Genomic DNA, 23,675 nt, shown 5'->3' with positions numbered 1-23,675 from the left:
TCCAGCAGATAAAGCCAGAAGATAAAAAAAAGCCGACGCATGCGTCGGCTTTTTTTATGGGTCAGGCGTTAGCGCTTTTCCGCGTTCTCGTCCTGGTCTACCGCAAAGCAGGCCACCAGTTGCCCGCCGTAGCTCTTCAGCGCTGGCTGGATCTGGGTGCAGGTGCCAAAGCGGCGACGGCAGCGAGCGTTAAAGGCGCAACCCGGCGGCGGGTTGAGCGGGCTTGGCAGCTCGCCGGTCAGCTTTATGCGCTCGCGACGATCGTCCGGATTCAGACGCGGCGTGGCGGACAGCAGCGCCTGAGTGTACGGATGACGCGGGTTATTGAAGATCTGGTCTTTCGTCCCTTTCTCTACGCAGCGGCCTAAGTACATCACCATCACTTCATCGGCGATATGCTCCACCACCGAGAGGTCGTGAGAGATAAAGACGTAGGAAAGTCCCAGGTCCTGCTGCAAATCCATCATCAGGTTCAGCACCTGCGCGCGTACGGATACGTCCAGCGCCGAGACCGGTTCGTCCGCAATCACCACGTCCGGGTCCAGCATCAGCCCACGGGCGATGGCGATACGCTGACGCTGACCGCCGGAGAACATGTGCGGATAGCGGTCGTAGTGCTCGGTTTTAAGCCCCACTTTCGCCATCATCGCCAGCGCTTTCTCGCGGCGCGCCTCTTTGCTCATATCGCTGTTGATAAGCAGCGGCTCTTCCAGAATCTGCCCCACTTTTTTGCGCGGGTTCAGCGAACCATACGGGTTCTGGAAGACAATCTGAATTTTCTGGCGGCGCAGCTTTTGCGCCTGCGGATCGTGCTTGAGCAGATCCTGCCCCTGATAGTAAAGCTCGCCGCCGGTCGGCGTTTCGATCATCGTGAGCAGGCGGCCCAGCGTCGATTTACCGCAGCCCGACTCGCCCACTACCGCCAGCGTTTTGCCGCGCTCAAGGGTGAACGACACGCCGTCCAGCGCCTTCACCAGACGCTCCGGGGCGAAGAAGCCTTTCTTCACCGGATAGTGTTTTTTCAGATCGATAGCCTGCAGCAGCGGCTGCGGCTGTAAGGTGGCCTCATGCGTGCTCATAATTTGTCGGCCTCCCGGCATCATCGAGTGGATAGTGGCATTTCGACTGGCGACCGTTGTCCACCAGGTTCAGGCCCGGCTCTTCAACGCGGCAGCGTTCCGTGGCGTACGGGCAACGCGGGTTCAGCAGACAGCCCGTCGGGCGGTCATATTTGCCCGGCACCACGCCTGGCAGCGAGGCCAGCCGCGCTTTGTCCTGCGCGAATTCCGGCAGCGCGCGCAGCAGCGCCTGGGTGTAAGGGTGGCGCGGCGCGCGGAAAATATCTTTCGCCTCGCCCGTCTCCACCACCTGGCCTGCGTACATCACGATGATTTTGTGCGCCGCTTCGGCCACCAGCGCGAGGTCATGGGTGATAAGCACCAGCGCCATGTTCTCTTTTTGCTGAAGCTCCAGCAGCAGCTCGATGATTTGCGCCTGGATGGTGACATCCAGCGCGGTGGTCGGTTCGTCGGCAATCAGCAGCTTCGGCTGGCAGGCGATGGCCATCGCTATCATCACGCGCTGGCTCATCCCGCCGGAGAGCTGGTGCGGGTAGACGTCCAGACGCGACGCCGGGTCCGGGATGCCGACCTGGTTTAACAGGTCGATAGCCCGCTGGCGGCGGGTTTTCTTGTTGCCGCCCTGATGCACCTTGATGGCTTCCATAATCTGGTAGCCCACGGTGTAGCAGGGGTTCAGGCTGGTCATCGGGTCCTGGAAAATCATCGCCACTTCGGCGCCCACCAGGTTGCGGCGCTCTTTTTCAGAGATGCGCTTTAAGTCCTGGCCGTTAAATTCCAGGTTATCGGCCATCACGCGGCCGGGGTAATCAATCAGGCCCATAATAGCGAGCGAGCTGACCGACTTCCCTGAGCCGGATTCACCGACGATGCCCACCACTTCGCCCTGATTCACGCTGTAGCTTATGCGGTCTACGGCGCGGAACGGCGCGCCTTCGTCGCCGAAGTGCACCGATAATTTATCTACATTCAATAACGCCATCTCGTGCCTCTTTACTGCTTGAGTTTGGGGTCGAGCGCGTCGCGCAAGCCGTCGCCCATCAGGTTAAATGCCAGCACCGTCAGCAGAATAGCGAGACCCGGGAAGGTCACTACCCACCAGGCGCTCTGCGCAAACTGCAACACGTCGGAGAGCATGGTGCCCCACTCCGGCGTCGGCGGTTGCGCACCCATGCCAAGGAAGCCAAGGGCGGCCATGTCGAGAATGGCGTTGGAGAAACCGAGCGACGCCTGAACAATCAGCGGCGCAAGGCAGTTGGGGAAAATGTTGACGAACATCTGGCGCATGGCGCCTGCGCCCGCCACGCGGGAGGCGGTCACATAGTCGCGGTTCACTTCCACCAGCACTGCGGCGCGGGTTAAGCGCACATAGTGGGGGAGCGCCACAAAGGTGAGCGCCAGCGACGCGTTGACTATCGACGGACCGAAAATCGCCACCAGCACCAGCGCGAGCAGCAGGCTCGGCAGCGCCAGCATGATATCGACCACGCGCATGATGATGACATCCACCACGCCGCCGAAGTAACCGGCGATAAGCCCGAGCACAATGCCCATGATGAGCGACAGCACCACCACCAGGCAGCCTACCAGCAGCGACAGGCGCGCGCCGTACATCAGACGCGAGAGCGTATCGCGGCCGACGTCATCGGTACCGAGGATATGCGCCCAGCTGCCGCCGTCCTGCCACACCGGCGGCGCGAGCAGCGCGTCGCGGAACTGGTCGGCGGGGTTATGCGGCGCCAGAAAGTTGGCGAACACGGCGATGATGATCATCACCACGACGTAGACCAGGCCTACTACCGCGCCTTTGTTGCGCTTGAAGTAGTGCCAGAATTCCTGCATCGGCGTCATCGGCACCGGGGCCGCAACGGCTTTGTTTTCTGTAACTTGAGACATGATGGCCCCTTACTTCTTGTGACGTATACGCGGGTTCACCACGCCGTACAGCAGATCGACCAGCAGGTTGACGAGAATAATCATCGTCGCCACCAGCAGCACCCCGCCCTGCACCACCGGATAATCGCGGCGCTGCAGCGCGTCAATCAGCCAGCGGCCAAGACCCGGCCAGGAGAAAATCGTCTCGGTGAGGATAGCGCCCGCCAGCAGCGTGCCGACCTGCAAACCGATAACCGTGACGACCGGCAGCATGGCGTTGCGCAGCGCATGCACCACAATCACGCGCATGCGGGTTAACCCTTTGGCGCGCGCGGTGCGGATGTAATCCTCGCCCAGCACTTCCAGCATGGAGGAGCGCGTCATACGCACGATAACCGCCAGCGGAATGGTGCCCAGCACAATGGCAGGCAGGATCATGTGCGCCAGCGCATCAATGAAGTTGCCTTCTTCGCCCCAGATAGCGGTGTCTATGAGCATAAAGCCGGTAAGCGGGTTCGTGTCGTCGAGGAACACCATGTCGCTGACGCGCCCGGAAACCGGCGTCAGGTTCCACTGCACCGACACCAGCATGATAAGCATCATGCCCCACCAGAAGATAGGCATGGAGTAACCGGTGAGCGAGAGACCCACGGCGGTATGGTCGAAAATAGAGCCGCGCTTCACGGCCGCCAGAACCCCAACCGGGATACCGACCGCTACGGCGAAAATCATGGCGCAAACGCCAAGTTCCAGCGTCGCTTTGAAACGCGGAACGAACTCTTCCCACACCGGCAGGCGGCTTTTCAGCGAGAGGCCTAAATCGCCGTGCAATACGCCCCAGATATAATTGAGGTACTGCTGCCACAGCGGCTTGTTCAGGCCCAGTTCAGCCAGCAGCTGCGCATGACGCTCGGGGGAAATGCCACGTTCGCCCGCCATGATCATCACCGGGTCGCCGGGGATCATATGGACAAAGGCAAAAGTGAGAAGGGTAATACCGATAAACGTCGGAATGACAAGCCCCAGACGTCGGAGGATGAACTGCAACATAACCCGGATTCTCTGTAATGACGCACGGCCTGGTGACAGTGCGTCTGTATTGCTCACAAATGTGTTCACGCTCCCGTTCGGGAGGGAATACACCCTTCCCCTCCCCCGGCAGGAAAGGGACGGGTGAGGAGGCGGACTTCGCTGCGGCTCCCCACCCCGCCCCTCGCCCGGTCAGGGAGAGGGAGTCGGGTATCTTACTTGCTTATTATTCGACAGATACGTTTTCGAAGTGGTGTTTACCCAGCGGGTCCACAACGTAGCCTTTAACCTCTTTACGCACCGGCTCATAGACGGTGGAGTGAGCGACGATCAGCGCAGGCGCCTGGTCATGCATCACTACCTGAGCTTGTTTGTAAAGCTCGATACGCTTGTTGTGGTCGTCGGTGGCGCGCGCCGGCTGAATCAGATCTTCAAACGGCTTGTAGCACCAGCGGGAGTAGTTGGAACCATCTTTCGCCGCGTCGCAGCTAAACAGCGTGGCGAAGAAGTTATCCGGATCCCCGTTGTCGCCGGTCCAGCCCATCATCACCGCCTGGTGTTCGCCCGCTTTCGCGCGCTTGAGGTATTCACCCCACTCATAGGTCACGATTTTGGCCTGAACGCCGATTTTCGCCCAGTCAGACTGGATCATCTCCGCCATACGGCGCGCGTTCGGGTTGTACGGACGCTGTACTGGCATCGCCCACAGCTCAACGGTAAAGCCTTTATCCTGGCCCGCTTCTTTCAGCAGCGCTTTTGCTTTCTCAACGTCGTAAGTGTAGTCCTTAACGTCGTCGTTATAGCCCCACATGGTCGGCGGGATCAGGTTTTTCGCGGCAACGCCCGCACCCTGGTATACCGCTTTGATGATGGCTTCTTTGTTCACCGCGTAAGTCAGCGCCTGACGCACTTTCACGTCGTCAAACGGCTTTTTCTCGGTGTTGAAGGAGAGATAGCCCACGTTCAGGCCCGCCTGCTCCATCAGGTTGATGTTTTTGTCCTGCTTCATGCGGGCGATGTCAGCCGGGTTCGGGTACGGCATCACCTGACATTCATTCTTCTGCAGCTTGGCATAACGCACGGAAGCATCTGGCGTGATAGAGAAGACCAGACGGTCAATCTTCGGCTTAGTGCCCCAGAAGCCTTCAAACGCTTTGTAGAGAATGCGCGAATCTTTCTGGTATTGCAGCAGCTGGAACGGACCGGTGCCGATCGGGTTCAGGTCAACTTTCTCCGGCGTGCCGGCTTTCAGCATGTTGTCGGCGTATTCTTTGGAAAGAATCGAGGCGAAGTCCATGGCGAGGTCAGCCAGGAACGGCGCTTCCGGACGAGTCAGCACGAACTGAACAGTAGAGTCATCCACTTTTTTCACTTCGGAAATGAGCGCCGGCAGGCCCATGCCTTCAAAGTACTCGTAGCTGCCGCCAGAAACTTTATGGTACGGGTTCTGATCGTTTTTCTGACGGTCAAAAGAGAAGACAACGTCGTCGGCGTTAAAATCGCGCGTCGGTTTGAATTCTTTATTGTCCTGCCACTTCACGCCCTTGCGCAGGTGGAAAGTGTACGTTTTGCCGTCCTCGCTGACGTCCCACTTCTCAGCCAGGCCCGGAATGATTTCGGTGGTGCCGGTTTTGAATTCTACCAGGCGGTTATAAATTGGCACTGAGCTTGCGTCATAGGTGGTGCCAGAGGTAAAGAGCTGTGGGTTAAAGCCTTCCGGCGAGCCTTCTGAACAGTAAACCAGGGTTTTTGCCTGTACGCTTGCTGCAACGGTCATGGCTACCAGGCTCAGACCAAACTTCAGCATCCCTGACTTTTTCAAGGAAATACTCATTCTTCTGCTCCAATGTGGTGGGTGTTGTGTTATCCGTCAGACCTTTTTTTGTTTTTTACCCGGTCCGATCGGGGTGCCCGCTGGGCGTTGTGAGGATGGGGATTCCTTTCGTAAGGTTGACCAGGAAGCAGTGCATTTTGTCCGTAAAGGGCCCCTCACGCCCTACAATCTGTCAACAGATTAGGAAAACGTCAATACAGGTCACCGGGATTTACAAGCGGGGTGAGAAACAACAAACAAAGATTAAAAAAAGTTCAAGCCGCTATTTCCAGCAGGGAAATTTATGCTACTACCCTGATGCCAGGATAATCCTCTTAATAACTTGCAACATCCAGCGGTTATGGTTTGCGCCATTTCTGTAAAATTAGTGGCGAGCTGGCGAAGTAATGAACGATTCATGCTGCAAACATGAAGCGCTTCAGCTAAAAATGCTGGCAGGATCTATAAGCGGAGGGAAAAGTATCCACCCTTTTTCATAACAATTTTCAATGGAATATCTCACAAAACCGTCAGGGCGCCGCAAAAAATAGAGTCCCTCATCGCCATCTGCCGTTTGGTTAAAAACTGCTTTTTATGAACGGATGCGTTGCGTGCTGGCGCGTTGGACTAAAAGATAAAAGAAACAAAAATAGCCTATTTAAAATGAGGCTTTCTTCGCTCTGTTTAAATAACGCCAATAATCTGGCAAATAGCGTTTATTAAAAAAGAGAATGGAAATGATTTTTTCGCGGTTAAGTCTCGCCGCCTGTTTTATTGGCGGCTTTATTCGCCGCTTGAGATAAAAGCGCGAACGTTAAATACAAAAAAGCCTGCTCGTTGAGCAGGCTTTTCGAATTTGGTCGGTGCCAGAGGATTACACATCACTGCGTGACGCGCCCTGCGGGCCGTTGCTTAAGCAACGTTCTCTCGCTGCGCTCGAGTCGAACCTCCACCCCCGGAGGTTCTCATCCTCACAGGCGTTAAATGCAAAAAAGCCTGCTCATTGAGCAGGCTTTTCGAATTTGGTCGGTGATAGAGGATTACACGTCACTGCGTGACGCGCCCTGCGGGCCGTTGCTTAAGCAACGTTCTCTCGCTGCGCTCGAGTCGAACCTCCACCCCCGGAGGTTCTCATCCTCACAGGCGTTAAATGCAAAAAAGCCTGCTCATTGAGCAGGCTTTTCGAATTTGGTCGGTGATAGAGGATTCGAACCTCCGACCCCTTCGTCCCGAACGAAGTGCGCTACCAGGCTGCGCCAATCACCGAATGCGGGGCGCATATTACTGCCGTGCTAACCCAGCGTCAATACCTTATTTAAAAAAGCCACGCGATCGCCTGGAAAGCCAGCGCCGCTGGCTATTTCTGCGTCGCGGGAGCGCGGCACCAGTTGTTGTTCTGGTTGATTCCGCCGTCCGGCGAGGTGTAACCCAGGCACCCCATAATGGTGTCGTAAAGCTCAACGTGGCGGTGCGCGGTCTTATCCTGCGCCTGCTTTTTAAGCTGGGCGAAAGCGCGCGCGTGCTCCGGCTCCGCCAGATAGCTATCCGACATCCAGACCATCATCGGCACGCGGAACTGTTCCGGCGGCGCAATGTTGCGCGGCGTGCCGTGCAGATGCTCTTTCTCGTTGATCGATTCGCCATGGTCGGCGGCGTAAAAGACGATGGCCTTCTTATCGCGCACCTGATCAATCACCTTCGAGATAAAGCTGTCAACATAGAGCACCGAGTTATCGTAGGCGTTAATCAGCTCCTGCTTGCTGCACTTGCTGTCTACGCCCATGCACTCCGGCTGCCAGCGAGCGAAGCTGCGCGGATAGCGCTGCACATAGTTATAGTGCGACCCTTTGGTATGCAAAATAACGATGTGCTTGCCCTTCTGATGCTCACTCAGCGAGTTTTGCATCTCTTCCACCAGCAGCATGTCATCGACCTGCTTGCCGCGATTACGCGGCTCGGCGCCAATCTGCTCGCGGTACGAAATGTTATCCGCCATGGTGTTGCTGTAGAACCACATCTCACTCTGCATGGCATAGAGATCGGAGCTAAAACCGAGCTGTTTAAGCACCGCAAAAATGTTCTGCTCTTTCAGGGTACGCTGCGGGTTATCTTCCGCTCCGCCTTCGCGCACAAACATGCAGCGCAGGGAGAGCTTGGTCGCCGTATCGCACGACTCGCCGCGGAACGCCGCCAGGTTTTTCTCCTGCGCGAGTTTCGGCGTGGTGTCGCGGTCGTAACCGAGCATGCCCATGTGATCCCAGCGCGTGGTTTCACCAATAATGAACACGACGTACGTATCATCAATGCCCTTTGGGGCGTCGTACGTAAATTTCTTCGCCGGGTTCATCAGTGATTTATTGTCGCTTGATTCATCCACCTGCGCCCAGGCGTACAAACCCAGCGCTGAAAGCCAGTTAGAGGGCAGGTAGGAGTTCGCCACCACGCCGCCGTAGCTCGGCATATCCACGCCGGAGGTACGTTCCACATTTTTTTGATGCAGGTCGAGCAGGCGAATCGGCGCCCAGACCAGCACGCCAGCCACCACCACCACAATGGCGCTGCGCAAACGCTGCTCACGGCTGCGCAGCTGGCGTAACAGAGTAAAGCTGCAGCGGTTGCGCCAGATAAGCACCATCGGCAGCGCGCTGACGGCAATCATCCAGACGAAGAACTGCCAGCCCACCACCTCTTTTGAGAGGTCGATATCCGTGGTCATTACCGAGGCGATGATGCCATAGCCAATCACCACGTTCAGGAACGTCATGTAATAACTGGCGGCGGCGGAAAACAGCACGATAAGCGTTGTGAGAATACGCCATACGCGCCGGCCAAATAAGGAAAGCACGCGTAGCAGGAAAAAGGTGACTAAAACGGTCGCAAACAGTTCGACCACGGCGGAAATTCCCTTCCAGGCAGTGAAATCCTGCGCATATCCATCAAAGCGACGGTAAAACACCGCGCAGTTGAAAAAAAGACCAATATAGAGCGCGAGCAGAAAGCTGACTTTCTGCTGCGTCATTGAGAGGATATATCTCATGCAAGCCGCCCCGGCAACACAGGTGCAATAACGCTTTCCCTCGTTCAAAGAGAAAACTCATACGTAAAAAACAAGAGGAATCGACAGATTCTTATCTCAGACGTGCGCTAGTAGACCATAGCGGCGGGAAAAAGTTAGAAAAATTACGCGGGCAGACCCGGATATTTACAAAATACCCGGGCCGGAAACAGGCTGTCACAAACGGTCAAGAAGCGAGCAAATCAGGTAATGACGTTAAGCTTCACATCAATATTGCCGCGAGTGGCGTTGGAATACGGACAGACGATATGCGCCTTTTGCACCAGCGCTTCCGCTTCGCCCCGATCCATACCCGGCAGATGAATATCCAGCTGCGCTTCAATACCAAAACCGGTCGGTAAGGGGCCGATGCCTACCTGACCTTCGATAAAGGCATCCTGCGGCACGGTTTTCTTCTCCTGCGCGGCGACATGCTTTAGCGCACCCAGGAAGCATGCGGAGTACCCCGCCGCAAAAAGCTGCTCCGGGTTAGTCACCTGGCCGCCCATACCGCCCATCTCTTTCGGCACGCCAAGCTTCACATCAAGTACGCCATCATCAGAGGTTGCACGACCATCACGGCCACCGGTCGCTTTCGCTTTGGCGCGGTAGACCACTTTTTCTAAGGACATGGCTTTCTCCTTCTGTTGTGAGTGTTATCAAAGGATAGACGCAATGCGCCGGGGTCTTGTTAGCCGTTACAAATAAAAAAGCCGCCACGCAGGCGCGGCGGCATAGGTCAGGGTAAGGTTATGCGTGGGCGTGTTTCAGCGCTTCACGCTGCGGCTGGCGGATAGTGGTGGAGAGCGCCAGCGAGACAATCAGCAGAGCAAAAATCACGCAGAAGGTGACATAGAAACCGCCAAACAGCGAGGCGATCACCGAGCCTACAATGCTGCCGATACCGAAGCCGAGATAAATCACGCCGTAGTTTTTGGCGAGGTTATTCAGGCCAAAGAATTCGCTCACCAGCGACGGGTAAACGGTAATCGTGCCGCCGAAGTTAAAGGCCACGCAGGCGATAGCGGCAAAGAAGGTCATTTCATTGAGCGGAGCGAAAAGCAGCGCCGCCATCCCTACCAGCGAGATAATCTGGCCGAGCGTAATCACGCGGATGCGGGAGATTTTATCGGAGAGGATGCCGAGCACCAGACGGCCCGAAAGGTTAGCAATAGAAATCACCGTTACGGCGTTTGCGGCGGTCGCCGCGTCCAGACGCACCATCCCCTGAGCGATGTCTTTCGCCACGCCAATCACATACAGGCCGCTCATGCAGGCGGTAAGGAACATGACCGCCAGCATCCAGTACTGCGGTTTGCGCATCGATTCCGCCAGCGTGAAATCTTTCTCGCTCACGCCGCTTGCGTTAACCACCGGCTGTTTCGGCGCATCAACCATCAGCGTAGCGCCCGCCACAATCATCACCATCACCAGCGCGCCCCAGATGATAAAGGTGTGCTCAAGGCCAACGGTCGCCAGCAGATGGCTGTCGATAAATTTAAAACCGAGGCTACCCAGACCGTAAGATCCAATGGAAAACGCAGAGATAAGCCCTTTGCGCTCCGGGAACCATTTCACGCAGTTGGAGAGCGTCAGCAGATAACCGGCGCCGTCCGCAAGCCCCACCAACACGCCCGCGCTCAGCCAGAGCATCATCAGGTTATTTGAGTGCGCGGTCAGAAACAGACCAAGCCCCAGCAGCACGCCAGAGGCCATCGTGACCCGCTTCACGCCGAAACGCTCCTGCAGTTTCCCGGCGACGGAGGAAGAGAGCGCAAGCCCCAGGCTTAGCAGGCCGAAAGAGAACGCCACCTGGCTGACAGGCGCATCCAGCTTCTGCGACAGGGAGCTGTTAAACAGGCTCCAGGTATAAACGGAACCCAGCGCGAACTGGGTCACAATGGTGCCAACCAGCGTTAGCCAGCGGGTACGGTGGTTAAGTGATGTGTTCATGGCAGAAATCCCGCAGAAAAATTAAGGAAGTTAACTGCCTCAAACAATAGCGAAGCGCATTTCATGGCGGATCGAAAACGGCATGAAATGCAGTCAGGGGGGAATGAAATGCCTGTCAGAAGGAATGAACGGCCTTGAATCTTGCGACGCGCTTTGAAAGAAATTTTGTATGTGAGTACACACTTCCTTTATAAGCCGCATCATTTCAGTAAACAAAAGGTAAAATGATGTTGTGACACAGGTAACAAAAATGAAGTCAGGTTGATGCCATTTCGTGCGCTCTTCGTAACACGGAAAAAAGTTTGCGAACCATTTTCCACGCTTTTATGCGAATGGTGACGCCCCGACGACCGCAGGGCATGCTGACGCCGCTCTTCGGAGCGAACGCTGATTTCCTCAGCAATATCCACTTACAGGTGATAGGGCGGACAAGGATGCCCGACATGTGCTGCTTATCACCCGAAGGCGCTGGATGAGACCAGCGCGCGTTAAGCGTTTAAAAACGCGCGTTCACCCCAAGGCTATATAAATAAACCTCGCCTTCCGCCATGCCATCGGCCTGGGAAAGAGAAGCGTAAGCCGCCATATGACGGTTAATGGGCATATCCGCGCCCACCGTCACGTCCATCCAACTGCCGTACTGGTTGCTGGAGGTGGTCATGTGCATGCCGGACTGCGCTTTCCAGATATTTTCGCCGTACTGCTGGTTATAGCTGATTTGCGCCCAGGGCCGCAGGTAGCCGAGCCGCGAATCGACGCGCCAGCCGAAGGTGCTGACACTGGCGTGCCAGAGCTTATCGCTGCTGCCCGCCGCGATGGCGCTATCGCCATAGTCGTTGTAGCTGGCCGGGTTGCTGCCGTCCCAGCGCCAGCTTGCCACCGGACCGGTGGAGATATGCGCCGGCAGGGTAATATTCCACCCTACGCCCAGCGTCGCCGGTTCCGCCGCGCTCTCCTGGTACGAGAGTATAGCGAGCCCCGCCGCGTCGCCCTGACGCTGCGAAGACTCAATACGTTCAGCAAGAATATCGTTGTAGCTAGGCCGCCTGTCATTATCCCAGGTATAACGCTGCGAGCCAGGCGTGTAACTCTCTTCAGCGATATACTCTTGTTGCCAGGCCTGCGCTGTGTGTGAAAAAGCCAGACACCACGACAACCACGCCATGCGCTGAATAACATGGCGCCCACTGCGTAAAGTTATAATCATCAGGCGACTCCAGGAGAGAGCCAGTTCCGGCGTATTGTTGTTCGCTTTATAAACGGATTTGCGTATAACCCTGAGTTAACTATTGTCTCTTTATCCGCTACGTCAAGCAGGGTTAAGCAAGACTTTACTTCACCAGAAACAGAGGACGTATTTATGCAACGTTGCGGTTGGGTCACCCAGGATCCCCTTTATCTTGATTATCACGATAAAGAATGGGGCATACCCCAAACCAGCGGTAAAAAACTCTTTGAAATGCTTTGCCTGGAAGGACAGCAGGCGGGCCTTTCGTGGATCACCGTACTGAAAAAAAGAGTTCATTACCGTCGATGCTTTCACGATTTTGATCCTTCAGCCGTGGCGTTGATACAACCCGAAGAGGTGGAAAAACTTTTACTGGAGCCGGGCATCATTCGCCATCGCGGCAAAATTGAGGCCATCATCAATAACGCGAAGGCGTATATGGCAATGGAAGCCGAGGGAGAAAAATTTTCAAAATTCGTCTGGTCGTTTGTGAATAACGAGCCGCAGATTAACCACTACGCCACCCTTGCTGACGTACCCGCCAGCACCGCCACCTCTGAAGCGCTCTCAAAAGCGTTAAAAAAACGCGGCTTTAAGTTTGTCGGCGCCACCACCTGTTATGCCTTCATGCAGGCGTGCGGGCTGGTGAACGATCACCTCACCGGCTGCTTTTGCCACCCGGACTATCAGCGATGATCCGCGAGGGAAACCAGCGCGATATTCCGACGCTGCTGCCCCTATGGCTTGCCAGCACGACGATGGGGCACCCTTTTATCCCGGCGGAGTATTGGCTGGAAAGCCTGCCGATGGTGCGCGACGCCTGGCTGCCGCGGGCGCAAACCTGGATTGCGGAGCGTAACGGTGAACCGGAGGGGTTTATCAGCGTGCTGGACGAACAGTTTATCGGCGCGCTGTTCGTGGCGCCGGACAAGCTTGGCAGAGGTATCGGCGCCGCGCTGCTCAGCCATGTTAAGCAGCGCTACGACAACCTGAGTCTTGAGGTGTACCAGCAAAACGAGCGGGCGGTGACGTTCTATCACGCACAGGGCTTTCGCATTGAAGCGAGCGCCTGGCAGGAAGAGACTCACCACCCGACATGGATTATGCGCTGGTGGGCGGATCAAACGCCGTTACGCTAAGCGCAGGCCCCCGGTATTTTTCCATCCACACAAGGGTCGTGTTGCCGGCGCAGCCGTTAGCAAGGCGTGAAGAGGGAATATCCAGCGTCAGCACGTTAACCGCGCCGTTTTTGCAAATGCCGTCCGCCGTTTTATCGAGATCCGGCCATGCGCCCTGATGCAGGCAAATCACGCCGGGCTTAATGCCGTCGGTGACTACCGCGCCCGCCAGCACCTGGCCGCGTTCGTTCCATACGCGCACCAGGTCGCCATCTTCAATGCCGCGCGCGTTAGCGTCCTGCGGATGCAGCGTCAGCGGCTCGCGCCCGGCCACCGCGTAGCGATCGCGCAGTTTCGCGTAGTTAAGCTGGCTGTGCAGGCGGTGCGCCGGGTGCGCGGAAAGCAGCTGCAGTTGCCCTTCCCGCGCGTTGCCCTGCCATTCGTCCGGCGCAAGCCAGGTTGGGTGCGGCGGGCAGTCGGCGTAGCCGTAGCGGGCGATACGCTCGGAATAGATCTCGATTTTGCCGCTTGGCGTTTTAAGCGGGTTTGCCGCCGGGTCGTCGCGAAACGCGGCGAAGCGGATGAATTCAGCGTTTTGCGGGTTCTCCGGCATTTCGATAATGTTGTTCGCCTGCCAGAAATCGTTGAAGGGCGGCAGCGTCACCTGCTGCTGCGCGCCGCGCTCGCTGGCGATGTTATAAAACGTCTCCAGCCATTCCAGCTCGGTTTTGCCTTCGGTAAACCGCGCGTGCCCGCCCTCTTCCCACCGTTCGCTGAGCGCGGCGAAAACGTCGAAATCATTACGCGCTTCATACTGCGGCGGCACAACCTGCTTCATCGGCACAATATGCTGGTTGCTGTAGTCGCCGGTCATGGTCATGTCGTTTCGCTCAAACGAGGTGGTGATGGGCAGCACGATGTCGGCGTGCTTCGCCGCGCCCGTCCAGAAGCATTCGGAAATCACCACCAGCTCCGGCTTCTGCCAGGCGTTAATCAGTCGGTTGGTATCCTGATGATGGGTAAAGTTGCTGCCGCCCGCCCACCAGATGAAGCGGATATCGGGAAACGTGCGCTGTTCGCCGTTGTGATGGTAAGCGCCGCCCGGGTTTTCCAGCGCTTCGACAATTCGCGCCACCGGGATTTTGTCCACCGCATCCACACCGCCCGCCAGCGAGCCTTGCATAGAGGCGAGCACCGCGGCGCGGCGCGTCGGGTTGCCGCCGTTGGCGAAGTGGTAAGAGAGGCCAAAACCGCCGCCCGGCAGGCCGATTTGTCCGAGCATGGCGGCAAGCGTCACCAGCATCCAGTGTTTCTGCTCGCCGTACTGCTGGCGCTGCATGCCCCAGCCCGCCATCAGCATGGTGCGGTTTTCATGGAAAAGCTGCGCCAGCTCACGAATGGCGGCAGCCTCAACGCCGCAAATTTCCGCGGCCCACTCCGCCGTTTTCGCCGTTCCGTCGCTTTTGCCGGTCAGGTAATCGGCGAAAATCTCATAACCATGGGTACAGCGTTCCAGAAACGCCCGATCCTGCCAGCCATTCTCCACCAGCGTGTGGGCGATGCCGAGCATCAGCGCCACGTCGGTGCCCATATGCGGGGCAATCCACGTCACGCTGTCGCCAAGAAACTCCACCGTTTCCGAGCGCATCGGATCGATGCAGAAAATGCGTTTGCCGCTCTTCTTCAGCTGTTCGAAATAGCCGATGCCCTGCTCGTCCGAGGCGTTCCAGGCGATTTTCAGCGTATTGAGCGGGTTGGCGCTCCACAGCACGACCACCTCGCTGTGCTCAAGCACCAGCGGCCAGCTGGTCTGCTGTTGATAAACCTCGTTGCCGCCCACCACGTAAGGCATTATCACCTGCGCCGCGCCCGTGGAATAGTCGCCCAGATGCCCCGTATAGCCGCCCGCAAGGCTCATATAGCGCTGCAGCAGCGTCGCCGCCTTGTGCAGCACGCCGTTAGAACGCCAGCCGTAGGAGCCTGCGAAAATCGCCGACGGACCGTAACTGGTACGAATACGCTGATGCTGTTGATGGATAAGCGCGAGCGCCTCGTCCCAGCTTATGCGAACAAATTCATCCTGCCCGCGCACGCCCTGCGGTTTGTCTGGCGAGGCGAGAAATCCTTTACGCGCCATCGGGTAGCGCACGCGGGTTTTGCTGTGTACCTGATCGGGCACCGCCGTTTGCAGGGAATTGGGGTGGCGGGTTTCAAGCGCGCCCGTGGAGGAGAAGACGGTCTCACCGTCGGTTTCCACCACCATCGGCCCCCAGTGGGCGGCCGTGACAATTTGTTTTAAAGAGGATGAGTTCGCCAAAACGGGCTCCTGACTGGCATTTGCAGATAACGTGGCGTGATTGTGTTTACTTTATCGCCACTCGACTCACTATTGCTTACAAAATCGGAAGAGTTCCTGAAATTTTCAACATAAACACCCGGCATAATCAATCACCGCCGTTGTATGCGGCCAAGAAATAAATTGAATAAGGATATGCGATGAAAAAACGCGTAATGATGATTGCCGCTCTGGTCAGCGGCGCACTGGCCGTTTCCGGCTGTACGACTAACCCCTACACCGGCGAACGTGAAGCAGGGAAATCGGGTATCGGCGCAGGCCTCGGCACGCTGGTAGGCGCAGGCGTCGGCGCGCTCTCCTCTTCGAAGAAAGATCGCGGCAAAGGCGCGCTGATTGGCGCGGCGGCGGGCGCGGCGCTCGGCGGCGGCGTAGGGTATTACATGGATGTGCAGGAAGCTAAGCTGCGCGACAAAATGCAGGGCACCGGCGTAAGCGTCACCCGCAGCGGCGACAACATTATCCTCAACATGCCTAACAATGTGACCTTTGACAGCAATCAGGCGAACCTGAAACCCGCGGGCGCCAACACCCTGACCGGCGTGGCGATGGTGCTCAAAGAGTATCCGAAAACCGCGGTTAACGTGGTGGGCTACACCGACAGCACCGGCGGCCAGGATCTCAACATGCGTCTGTCGCAGCAGCGCGCAGAAAGCGTCGCCAGCGCGCTTATCACGCAGGGCGTGGCGGCCAACCGCATCCGCACCAGCGGCATGGGCCCGGCGAACCCTATCGCCAGCAACAGCACTGAAGAAGGTAAAGCGCAGAACCGTCGCGTAGAAATTACCTTAAGCCCGTTGCAGTAACAGGCAGCACGCCTCACCGCGCTTTTCCGGTGAGGCGTATTTAGCCGGTTTACTTGCTTAGAAAAGTTAATGGTGCAGCATCTCATCCACAATCTGCGCTTTGCTTAACTGGTAGGGATAATAAGTCGGCCAGTTATCCATCTCTTTTAATAACGCGTCGTGTGAAGCATTACCCATAAAAATATGGAAATGCTGTGATTTGCGCGGGGCGATGGTGTGGTCGCTGAACTGAACATATTTCGGCGCCTTTGACGCGGCGTCTTTACATTCAAAAAGGTAGCGCACGCCCTTTTTACCGGAAGCATAAGTCAGAATTTTAAAACCGTTATAGCTGTACTGGCAGGCGTTTACGGCTTTACCGGTATGGAATTCCATCACATTGTTTTCAATGCCGATCATCTCCACATCCGTGGCGTAACCTTTTTTATAATAAGCCCGATACTCCTCCACGCTTTTATTGGCCGCTTTCGCCTTCCTGGCTAAAACCGGGTCCAGATCGCCGTTTAACAAATAAGGGTTAAGCGATTGCCACACGCCATCCCAGTCGCTTAGCGGGCGATCTTTAACCGCTTTATCATCAAAAATACCTTCGCTGGCTTTCTGCTCCGCTTCTGTCAGCGGCGCGCCATGATGATGCGCATGGGCAAACGCCTGCGCGCCAGGCAATACAAGCCCTATTGCCAGTAACAAGGCTAACTTATTCATTACTCTCACTCTCCTGTGCAAGCATGGTTATTAATTGATACGTTATAACATAATAATTAACAGTTCTGCAAAGCCGCACAAGCGCGATGACCAACCGGCAAGCGATGAATGACGCGCCGCGCCCGGCAACGGTCCGCTTTACGCCTGCCCCCTAAATAATCTAATAATAAAAACAGCCACCTGACCGGCAGGCGTTACAGCACTCAGAAGGAAGCTCCATGACCATAAAAGCGTCTCGCGCCACCATCAGCGACGTGGCGAAAGCGGCGAATACCGGCAAAACCAGCGTTTCGCGCTACCTCAACGGCGAAAAACATCTGCTTTCCGAAGCCTTGCTTGAGCGCATTGAGCGCGCCATAGCCGCCCTGGATTACCGCCCCAGCCAGATGGCGCGCGGCCTCAAGCGTGGGCGCACGCGGCTAATTGGTCTTATCATCGCAGACATCACCAATCCCTATTCCGTTAACGTGCTGAGCGGCATCGAAGCCGCGTGCCGGGAAAAAGGCTTTACGCCGCTGGTCTGCAACACCAATAACGAGCTTGATCAGGAGCTGCATTACCTCGACCTGCTGCGCAGCTATCAGGTGGAAGGCATTGTGGTGAACGCCGTGGGAATGCGTGAAGAGGGATTGAGCCGCCTGCAGCAGTCGGCGCTGCCGATGGTGCTGATTGACCGCAAGATCCCCGATTTCGCCTGCGATGTCGTCGGGCTTGATAACAACCAGGCGGCCACTACCGCCACGGAGCATTTAATCGAGCAGGGGTTTGAAGCGCTGCTGTTTCTGAGCGAGCCGCTCGGTACGGTGAACACCCGTCAGGAGCGGTTGAAAGCGTTTCGCCACACTGCCGCGCGTTATCCCGGCATTGTGGCGCAGAATGAAGAAACGCCGCTGCATGAGACGGAGCGCCTGGACAATATCCTGCGTCAGTTTCACCAGCAGTATCGCGGCATGCGCAAAGCGGTTATCTCAGCCAACGGCGCGCTGACGCTGCAGGTAGCCCGCTCGCTTAAGCGCATCGGCCTGCACTGGGGCGCAGACATCGGCCTGCTTGGCTTCGACGAACTGGAATGGGCGGAGCTCGCGGGCGTTGGCATCACGACCTTAAAACAGCCCACCTGGCAGATTGGCTACGCCGCGCTTGAGCAGGTGGTAAAACGTATTGAAGGGCATGAAGAAACGGTGCGGGAGCAGGTTTTTTCCGGCGAGCTGATTGTCCGGGGCTCCACGGCGCGCTGATCGACTGTTCGTGATGGCGATCATAAATTCAACATCCTGGCCTTCTCTTTGGAACCGGTTCCATCTAGCGTAATAGCTATGTTATACAGATGTAACCACTCCGGAGAAATCGATGGAGAGAGAAATTATTGTTGTTACCGCCGCTTACGGTAACGACCGGGTTAAATCCCTCGGCGGGCAGCAGGCAGTCCTGCCGATTATCGCCGAAGCAGGGGCCGACGGCGTGGAAATTCGCCGCGAGCTGTTAAGCCCTGAAGAACGCGACAACCTCCCCGCCCTTGCGCGCACCATTGAAGAGAAAGGGCTGTTCGCCTGCTACTCCGCACCAGAGCCGCTTTTTGATACCGACGGCAAACTTAACCCTCAGCTTCCCGATCTGCTGACGGAAGCGCACGAGCTGAACGCCCGTTGGCTGAAGGTGTCGCTTGGTCATTTTCGTCATAACCGCCAGGCGGAGCCGCTCTTTTCCCTGCTCGCCCTCTCCAACGTGGCGCTGGTGGTGGAAAACGACCAGACCGATTGCGGCCAGCTTAAGCCGATGCAGCGCTTCCAGGCCGCCAGCAAGGTGCTCAATCTGCCGGTGAAACTGACCTTTGATATGGCGAACTGGCTGTGGGTGGGCGACTCGCCGGAAGACGCCGCACGCTTTCTGGCGCCTTCCGTCAGCTACATTCACGTGAAGGCCGCCGTGCCACACCACTATCACTACCGCGCCATTGCGCTGGATGACGCAGAGCCGCGCTGGCGCGCGCTGCTGAATCAGCTGCCCGCCGACGCGCCGCGCGGCATTGAGTTCCCGCTGGAAGGGCGCGATCTCACCGCCGTCACCCGTCATTACGTCAATCTGTTACGCGAGGAGTAAAGGCCATGCCGAACACGCTGGATGTCATCACCATTGGCGAAGCGATGGCAATGTTCGTCGCCACCGAAACCGGCGATCTGGCCGACGTTGAACGCTTTATGAAGCGGGTCGCCGGGGCGGAACTGAACGTGGCGACAGGCCTTGCCCGGCTCGGCCTGCAGGTGAGCTGGGTAAGCCGGGTCGGCAACGACTCCTTTGGCCGCTTTGTGCTGCAACAGTTGGCGAAAGAGGGAATTAGCACCCAGGGCGTCACCATCGACGACCGCTATCCGACCGGTTTCCAGTTGAAATCGAAGGTTGAAGATGGAACCGATCCCACTGTGGAATATTTCCGTAAAGGTTCCGCCGCCAGCCACCTTTCCGTAGAAGATTTTAACGCGCCGCTGTTTTACAGCGCCCGTCACCTGCACGTCAGCGGCGTGGCGGCAGCGCTTTCAACCTCTTCGCTGGAGCTGCTTAACCACACGGTGCGCATGATGAAAGCCGAAGGCAAAACTATCTCCTTCGACCCGAACCTGCGCCCGGTGCTGTGGAAAAGCGAAGCGGAGATGGTAGAGAAACTAAACCAGCTCGCCTTCCAGGCGGACTGGGTGCTGCCGGGGCTGAAGGAAGGCGTCATTCTGACCGGGCAAACCACGCCGGAAGGCATCGCCGATTTTTACCTCGAACGCGGCGTAAACGCGGTGGTGCTGAAAACGGGCGCCGATGGCGCGTGGTTCAAAACCGCCAGCGGCGAGCAAGGCGCCGTGGCAGCGGTGAAGGTGGATAACGTGGTGGATACCGTCGGCGCAGGCGACGGCTTTGCGGTAGGCGTAATCAGCGCGCTGCTGGAAGGCAAAACCCTGCATCAGGCGGTTTGCCGCGGCAATAAAATCGGCTCACTGGCGATTCAGGTGCCCGGCGACAGCGAAGGATTGCCGACCCGTGAGCAACTGGGTGAGTAACACCCTTACCCCACCCTTTTTCCTGAAAGGGAGAGGGGAAAAAGCGGGCAGGTCATCGTTAAGCGCGCCCTCCCCTGCGCCGGGAAAGAGCGGAACACAAAGTTAAGCGATTTTTCCTCCACCGTTCCGGCAAGAGAAAAAGAGCAGAACGCAAAAGTAAGTGGTTTTCTCCCTCGCCCCTTTGGGGTGAGGGCCGGGATGAGGAGAGCAGTCCTCACCCACCTGAAAGCGAGTCAGTATTAACAGCATCCGTCGCCCCCTACATCGACGCGTTGCCCTAACCTCAACCATAGAGGGAAGCTTATGAAAAGCCCGACTAATGCATCAAAACGCTGGCTGTACATCATGCCTATCGTGTTTATCACGTACAGCCTGGCCTACCTCGACCGCGCTAACTTCAGCTTCGCCTCCGCGGCGGGCATCAACGAAGATCTGGGCATTACCAAAGGGGTTTCTTCCCTGCTGGGCGCGCTCTTCTTCCTGGGATACTTCTTTTTCCAGATCCCCGGCGCGGTCTACGCCGAACGCCGCAGCGTGCGCAAGCTTATCTTTATCTGCCTGATTTTATGGGGTGCCTGCGCCTCGCTCACCGGCGTGGTGAGCAATATCCCGATGCTTGCGGCAATCCGCTTTATCCTCGGCGTGGTGGAGGCGGCAGTGATGCCCGCCATGCTGATTTACATCAGCAACTGGTTTACCAAATCGGAGCGTTCGCGCGCGAACACCTTCCTGATCCTCGGCAACCCGGTGACGGTATTGTGGATGTCGGTGGTCTCCGGCTACCTGATCCAGTCTTTCGGCTGGCGTGAAATGTTCATTATCGAAGGGGTGCCGGCGGTAATCTGGGCTTTTTGCTGGTGGGTGCTGGTGAAAGATAAACCGACCCAGGTGAAATGGCTGGCGGATGAGGAAAAAGCGGCGCTGCAGGCGCAGCTCGACCAGGAACAGCAAGGCATTAAAGCGGTGCGCAACTACAGTGAAGCGTTCCGCTCACGCAACGTTATTCTGCTGTGCGCGCAATACTTCGCCTGGAGCATCGGCGTTTATGGCTTCGTTCTGTGGCTGCCTTCCATTATCCGCAGCGGCAGCGAAAACATGGGCATGGTGGAAGTGGGCTGGCTTTCGTCCGTGCCTTATCTGGCCGCGACCATCGCCATGATCGTGGTCTCCTGGGCGTCTGATAAGATGCAGAACCGCAAGCTGTTCGTCTGGCCGCTGCTGTTGATTGGCGGGCTGGCGTTTATCGGCTCATGGGCGCTGGGCGCGAACCATTTCTGGGCGTCCTATACGCTGCTGGTGATAGCCGGTGCGGCGATGTATGCCCCGTACGGCCCGTTCTTCGCGATTATCCCGGAAATGCTGCCGAAAAATGTCGCAGGCGGCGCGATGGCGTTAATCAATAGCATGGGGGCGCTCGGGTCGTTTGTCGGCTCCTGGGTGGTGGGTTATCTCAACGGCGCCACGGGCAGCCCGGCCGCCTCCTACATTTTTATGGGTGTGGCGCTTTTCGCCTCCGTATGGCTCACGCTTATCGTTAAACCCACGGTGAGCCAGCGGATGCCAGCCGGCGCTCGCCACGCATAACGCGCAGGGCGGCATGATGCCGCCCTTTCGTCTACGCTTGAAACTTCGCTAAACGCAGGAGATTTGCATGAAGCCGTCCGTCATTCTTTATAAATCCCTCCCCGACGACCTGCTCGCCCGCCTGGAAAGCCACTTCACCGTAACTCAGGTTAAAAACTTAAGCCCGGAAACGGTAGAACAGCACGCTGAGGCGTTCGCCAACGCTGAAGGGCTGCTGGGCTCGAGCGAAAAGGTCGATGAAGCGCTGCTGGCGAAAATGCCTAAGCTTCGCGCCACCTCCACCGTTTCCGTTGGGTATGACAACTTTGACGTTGACGCGCTGAACGCCCGCCACATCGCGCTGATGCATACGCCAACCGTGCTGACCGAAACGGTGGCGGATACCCTGATGACGCTGGTGCTGACCACCGCGCGCCGCGCGCTGGAAGTCGCGGAGCGCGTGAAAAAAGGGGAATGGAGGAAGAGCATCGGTCCGGACTGGTTCGGCATTGACGTACACCATAAAACGCTGGGCATTGTCGGCATGGGCCGCATCGGCCTTGCGCTGGCGCAGCGCGCGCACTTCGGCTTCGGCATGCCCATTCTGTATAACGCCCGCCGCCAGCACCAGGAAGCGGAAGAGCGTTTCAACGCTCGTCCTTGCGACCTGGATACGCTGCTGCGCGAATCGGACTTCGTCTGCATCGTGCTGCCGTTAACAGAGGAAACGCATCATCTTATCAACGCCGAAAAAATCGCGCTGATGAAGCCTTCCGCCATTCTTATCAATGCCGGACGCGGCCCGGTAGTGGATGAACCGGCGCTGATTGACGCGCTGAAGGCGGGGAAAATCCACGCGGCGGGTCTGGATGTATTTGAGCAGGAGCCGCTGCCGGCGGATTCGCCGCTGCTTTCAATGCCAAACGTCGTGGCGCTGCCGCACATCGGCTCAGCAACCCACGAAACGCGTTACAACATGGCGGCCTGCGCGGTGGATAACCTGATTGACGCGCTGAACGGCAACGTAGAAAAGAACTGCGTGAACCCACAGGCGGTGAAATAAAAAAACGGCTCGTAAGAGCCGTTTTTTGTTACTGCATCGCGTTAGTCGCGGCGCTGTAAGCTTGCATAAAGGCCTGATGCTGAGAAGCGAGCGGGCCAATCAGCGAATTGTACTGGCTTGCCTGCTGAGAGGTAGGAAACTGAATGCCGTTCGACACAAAGCTCACCTGCGTGCCCTGCTGAGCGATGAAATCGCCAACCTGCACCAGCTGTTGCGTGAACACCTGAGCGGCCGGGATCAGCGGCTGCAGCGCGTTCGCCGGGCCGGTCACCACTTTCTCATAGGCTTTATCAAAGACCGGCTTCAGATCGTCTGCGAGCTTCAGCGTCGAGCGCGAGTTATCCGCCTGCATTTTAGCGTTTTGCAACTGCTGACTCAGCACACCGAGCGAGCCGTTAGCCTGGCGCAGCGCTTCACGCTGGGTCATGTAATCCTGCGGCACGCGGATGCTGTTTACGCTGTCCACCACCGGGCGAATGCCGGCGTCCATCGCCTGATTCACCTGCTGGGAATAGCCGTAAAGCACGGCGTAATCAGAAACGAACGGGCCGAACTGCTTTTTCTGGTCCGCCGTCAACGTCGGCAGCTGTTCGCCGCTACGCATCACCGTGTTTTGCAGAAAATCGATAAACGCTTTGCGTTGATCGCCCTCTTTATCAAAGCACCCGCTCAGGCTAACCACCATCAGTAACGCCGCCAGCGGCGCAAACCAGCGAGAGCAGGACTTACCTGTCGCCATTTTTTTACTCCTTTCACCACGAATTACGCACCCTGCCACCAGCGTGCTTTCAACGCTGACAAGAATAGTCCACGCGCGCCTCGCAGGATACCCTTTATTGCTTCGCAATGCAGGCTTGCGCGCCTTTTATTAACATCACGTCCGTGAGAAAAAAGGGGCTGCCAGCCTGCGCTGACAGCCCTTATAAAGGCGCTCGCGGTACGCCCGTCCACCTCAGGCCTGAAAGGCGGGAATACTCCCCCGCCTTCAGGT

The 23,675-nt window shown here is 57.2% G+C and carries 20 protein-coding genes, 1 tRNA gene and 2 other RNA genes; 8 read left to right on the top strand and 15 right to left on the bottom strand.

Features of this window, described 5'->3' with window-relative positions; all coding sequences use genetic code 11:
* Positions 1-68: 68 nt before the first annotated feature.
* From dppF to MT962_RS15150, 12 genes are all read right to left on the bottom strand, one after another.
* On the bottom strand, positions 69-1,079 hold the full coding sequence (gene dppF, locus MT962_RS15205) for a dipeptide ABC transporter ATP-binding subunit DppF (RefSeq protein WP_024557840.1): 1,011 nt from the start codon (positions 1,077-1,079) through the stop codon (positions 69-71).
* Complete coding sequence (dppD, locus tag MT962_RS15200) at positions 1,066-2,061, bottom strand: dipeptide ABC transporter ATP-binding protein (RefSeq protein ID WP_247365987.1); 996 nt, start codon at positions 2,059-2,061, stop codon at positions 1,066-1,068. The genes dppF and dppD overlap by 14 nt, the downstream gene beginning before the upstream one ends.
* 11 nt (positions 2,062-2,072) lie before the next feature.
* Positions 2,073-2,975 (bottom strand): dipeptide ABC transporter permease DppC, encoded by a 903-nt coding sequence (dppC, locus tag MT962_RS15195; RefSeq protein ID WP_024557838.1) that lies wholly within the window; start codon positions 2,973-2,975, stop codon positions 2,073-2,075.
* A 9-nt stretch (positions 2,976-2,984) separates the two neighbouring features.
* Positions 2,985-4,004: a dipeptide ABC transporter permease DppB gene (gene dppB, locus MT962_RS15190; RefSeq protein WP_024557837.1), complete on the bottom strand. Its 1,020-nt coding sequence runs from the start codon at positions 4,002-4,004 to the stop codon at positions 2,985-2,987.
* Positions 4,005-4,209: 205 nt separating this feature from the next.
* On the bottom strand, positions 4,210-5,817 hold the full coding sequence (dppA, locus tag MT962_RS15185; RefSeq protein WP_024557836.1) for a dipeptide ABC transporter periplasmic-binding protein DppA: 1,608 nt from the start codon (positions 5,815-5,817) through the stop codon (positions 4,210-4,212).
* Positions 5,818-6,653: 836 nt separating this feature from the next.
* Positions 6,654-6,787, bottom strand: a non-coding RNA gene (locus tag MT962_RS15180) — RtT sRNA.
* A 32-nt stretch (positions 6,788-6,819) separates the two neighbouring features.
* Positions 6,820-6,951, bottom strand: a non-coding RNA gene (locus MT962_RS15175) — RtT sRNA.
* 34 nt (positions 6,952-6,985) lie between these two features.
* Positions 6,986-7,062 (bottom strand) — tRNA-Pro (locus tag MT962_RS15170).
* A gap of 91 nt (positions 7,063-7,153) precedes the next feature.
* Positions 7,154-8,833 (bottom strand): kdo(2)-lipid A phosphoethanolamine 7''-transferase, encoded by a 1,680-nt coding sequence (eptB, locus tag MT962_RS15165; protein ID WP_024557835.1) that lies wholly within the window; start codon positions 8,831-8,833, stop codon positions 7,154-7,156.
* A 221-nt stretch (positions 8,834-9,054) separates the two neighbouring features.
* On the bottom strand, positions 9,055-9,483 hold the full coding sequence (locus MT962_RS15160) for an organic hydroperoxide resistance protein (RefSeq protein ID WP_024557834.1): 429 nt from the start codon (positions 9,481-9,483) through the stop codon (positions 9,055-9,057).
* Positions 9,484-9,601: 118 nt separating this feature from the next.
* Positions 9,602-10,804: an MFS transporter gene (locus MT962_RS15155; RefSeq protein WP_048888750.1), complete on the bottom strand. Its 1,203-nt coding sequence runs from the start codon at positions 10,802-10,804 to the stop codon at positions 9,602-9,604.
* A gap of 496 nt (positions 10,805-11,300) precedes the next feature.
* Positions 11,301-12,011, bottom strand: coding sequence for an autotransporter domain-containing protein (locus MT962_RS15150; RefSeq protein WP_048888749.1), 711 nt, complete (start codon positions 12,009-12,011; stop codon positions 11,301-11,303).
* A gap of 153 nt (positions 12,012-12,164) precedes the next feature.
* Between MT962_RS15150 and tag the strand changes: the two genes are divergently transcribed.
* Positions 12,165-12,728, top strand: a complete 564-nt coding sequence (gene tag / locus MT962_RS15145) for a DNA-3-methyladenine glycosylase I (protein WP_024557831.1) — start codon at positions 12,165-12,167, stop codon at positions 12,726-12,728.
* Entirely contained in the window at positions 12,725-13,171 is a 447-nt protein-coding gene (locus MT962_RS15140; protein WP_024560933.1) for an N-acetyltransferase, read from the top strand. Before tag ends, MT962_RS15140 begins: the two co-directional genes overlap by 4 nt.
* On the opposite strand, the gene MT962_RS15135 is transcribed toward MT962_RS15140, so the two are convergent.
* Complete coding sequence (locus tag MT962_RS15135) at positions 13,134-15,467, bottom strand: molybdopterin guanine dinucleotide-containing S/N-oxide reductase (RefSeq protein WP_247365986.1); 2,334 nt, start codon at positions 15,465-15,467, stop codon at positions 13,134-13,136. The two genes, MT962_RS15140 and MT962_RS15135, sit on opposite strands and share 38 nt — an antisense overlap.
* Positions 15,468-15,646: 179 nt before the next feature.
* Between MT962_RS15135 and MT962_RS15130 the strand changes: the two genes are divergently transcribed.
* Positions 15,647-16,309: an OmpA family lipoprotein gene (locus MT962_RS15130; protein WP_024557828.1), complete on the top strand. Its 663-nt coding sequence runs from the start codon at positions 15,647-15,649 to the stop codon at positions 16,307-16,309.
* A gap of 66 nt (positions 16,310-16,375) precedes the next feature.
* Here MT962_RS15130 and zinT read toward each other — a convergent pair whose 3' ends face one another.
* Positions 16,376-17,014: a metal-binding protein ZinT gene (zinT, locus tag MT962_RS15125; RefSeq protein ID WP_024560931.1), complete on the bottom strand. Its 639-nt coding sequence runs from the start codon at positions 17,012-17,014 to the stop codon at positions 16,376-16,378.
* A gap of 218 nt (positions 17,015-17,232) precedes the next feature.
* On the opposite strand from zinT, the gene MT962_RS15120 reads away from it, so the two are divergent.
* The 5 genes from MT962_RS15120 to ghrB all read left to right on the top strand — a co-directional run bounded on the left by MT962_RS15120 (position 17,233) and on the right by ghrB (position 22,684).
* Positions 17,233-18,252: a LacI family DNA-binding transcriptional regulator gene (locus MT962_RS15120; protein ID WP_024557826.1), complete on the top strand. Its 1,020-nt coding sequence runs from the start codon at positions 17,233-17,235 to the stop codon at positions 18,250-18,252.
* Between the two features lie 112 nt (positions 18,253-18,364).
* A complete protein-coding gene (locus MT962_RS15115; protein WP_048888746.1) occupies positions 18,365-19,114 on the top strand; it encodes a sugar phosphate isomerase/epimerase in 750 nt (249 codons plus the stop codon).
* A 5-nt stretch (positions 19,115-19,119) separates the two neighbouring features.
* Entirely contained in the window at positions 19,120-20,058 is a 939-nt protein-coding gene (locus MT962_RS15110; protein ID WP_024557824.1) for a sugar kinase, read from the top strand.
* Positions 20,059-20,361: 303 nt separating this feature from the next.
* Complete coding sequence (locus MT962_RS15105) at positions 20,362-21,642, top strand: MFS transporter (protein WP_024560927.1); 1,281 nt, start codon at positions 20,362-20,364, stop codon at positions 21,640-21,642.
* A gap of 67 nt (positions 21,643-21,709) precedes the next feature.
* Positions 21,710-22,684 carry a glyoxylate/hydroxypyruvate reductase GhrB gene (gene ghrB, locus MT962_RS15100; protein WP_247365985.1) on the top strand — a complete coding sequence of 325 codons (975 nt, stop codon included), beginning with the start codon at positions 21,710-21,712 and terminating at the stop codon, positions 22,682-22,684.
* A 28-nt stretch (positions 22,685-22,712) separates the two neighbouring features.
* On the opposite strand, the gene MT962_RS15095 is transcribed toward ghrB, so the two are convergent.
* Positions 22,713-23,423, bottom strand: coding sequence for a DUF3053 domain-containing protein (locus MT962_RS15095; protein ID WP_024557821.1), 711 nt, complete (start codon positions 23,421-23,423; stop codon positions 22,713-22,715).
* Between the last annotated feature and the right edge of the window lie 252 nt (positions 23,424-23,675).

It is taken from the genome of Franconibacter sp. IITDAS19, from assembly GCF_023079515.1.
GTDB classification, from domain to species: domain Bacteria; phylum Pseudomonadota; class Gammaproteobacteria; order Enterobacterales; family Enterobacteriaceae; genus Franconibacter; species Franconibacter pulveris.
The sequence above is the reverse complement of the archived record's forward strand: the minus strand, read 5'-3'. Positions and strand labels throughout refer to the sequence as shown.